General features: G+C 65.7%; 2 protein-coding genes. Both read right to left on the reverse strand.

Going from position 1 to position 1614, the window contains the following annotated elements:
• Positions 1-82 precede the first annotated feature (82 nt).
• The gene (locus tag B1C78_RS16945; protein ID WP_077280330.1) at positions 83-853 is read right to left on the reverse strand and encodes a rhomboid family intramembrane serine protease; all 771 of its coding nucleotides are present in this window, start codon (positions 851-853) and stop codon (positions 83-85) included.
• Between the two features lie 106 nt (positions 854-959).
• Positions 960-1319, reverse strand: a complete 360-nt coding sequence (locus B1C78_RS16950; RefSeq protein ID WP_077280331.1) for a hypothetical protein — start codon at positions 1317-1319, stop codon at positions 960-962.
• Between the last annotated feature and the right edge of the window lie 295 nt (positions 1320-1614).

A 1614-nucleotide genomic window follows, 5' to 3' on the forward strand; every position in this document is an offset into this window, starting at 1 on the left:
TCGCCCAGAGGGCTGGGCTCCTACAACCGGCTCTGCCTGCCAGCAGCTCACCCCGGATGAACAACGTATTGAGAGATCACAGCTAGCGAACCCGCCGCCAGCCGCGGCTGGCGGAGCGACGGCGCCAGCCGTAGTAGGGATGGCGGCGCAGCAGCGCGGCGTTCTTGAACAGCGGGACCAGCATCATGCCCGCGGCGAATCCGCCCGCGTGGGCCCAAAAGGCGACGCCGCCGCCGTCGTCGCCCAGAGTGCCCAGCCCGCCGATCAGCTGCAGAAGGAACCAGTAGCCGAGCATGAACACGGCGGGTACCGCCACCACGAAGATGAAACCGAAAAACACCAGCATGTGGACATTGACCCGCGGGTAGAGCAGCACGTACGCCCCCATCACGCCGCCAATGGCCCCGGAGGCCCCGACCATCGGGATGGCCGATTCCGGACCCGCGGCCACCTGTGCGCCAACGGCGGCAAGGCCGCACAGCAGGTAGAACACCGCGAAACGCAGGTGACCCATGGCGTCCTCGACGTTGTTGCCGAAGATCCACAGGAACCACATGTTGGCGATCAGGTGAAACCAGCCGCCGTGCATGAACATGGACGTGACCGGCGTATACCAGGCGCTGCCCTGGTCAATCACGCAGACCAGGTCCGGACCCAGGGCCACACGCGTGCCGGATGGCAGGGTGCCGAGCAGCTCCGCGGGGATCACGCCGAACATGCAGATGGACTGGCCCAATGCGGCCGGTGTTCCGAGACCCTGCACGAAGAACCATGTGCCCGCGTTGAGACCGATGAGGGCGTAGGTTACATAGGGTGTGAGGAAATGCGGATTGTCATCGCGGATGGGAAACATCCGGCCATGGTTGACCCTGCCCCGGTCCCCGTCAAGGCAGTGGATCAGGCTTCGGCGAACTGCGCCACCCGGCGCGGGTCCGGCGGCAGACGACGGTCCCCGGTGTTCAGGAATCCTTCACTGCGCGGCGCACGATGTCCAGCTCCCTGTAGTTGGCGCAACGCCCGGCCAGCGCGTCGGGTGTCTCCTTGTCCAGGGCATCATCGCAGCGCGCGGTCTCCTCGCACTCTTTGCAGGTGCGCATGTGCCGCTCCACGTCGACGATGCGCGCGGCGTGGAGGTAACGGTTGGGATCGAGGCCCAGCAGGGCCATGAGCCGCTGCAGGCGCAACTCTTCCAGCCGGCGGGCGAGCCCGCTGCGAAAGAGCAGCCCCTCGCGCATGTTCGCGGAGATGGCCCAGGCAAGGGCAATGATCAGGGCAAGCAGGGCCACGCCTGCCGCCGCAGGGATGATCCAGGCTGACATGTGCGCATCCTCCCGGCCCGTTTCGGGCCAACCACCGATCTGACGCCTGGCATACGCTCCGGCGCCGGATTCTTTTGGCACATGATGACCCTGGCAGCTCAGGATTCACCATGCATTGACCTGGCTCAAGCCCGGGGGGCTAACCCCGATATTGCACCAAGGCGGCCGGCGGCTTCGTGTAACCTTCTGATACCGCGCCATAACTCAGCGCATCTGGTCGTAGAATCGCTGTAACAGTTTGTACACCGCCACCGGCCTATCGCGATGCTTGCGGCCTCCGGGCCTGTCTCGCGCC

The organism is Thioalkalivibrio denitrificans (assembly GCF_002000365.1).
In the GTDB taxonomy this organism is placed as follows: Bacteria; Pseudomonadota; Gammaproteobacteria; order Ectothiorhodospirales; family Ectothiorhodospiraceae; genus Thioalkalivibrio_A; species Thioalkalivibrio_A denitrificans.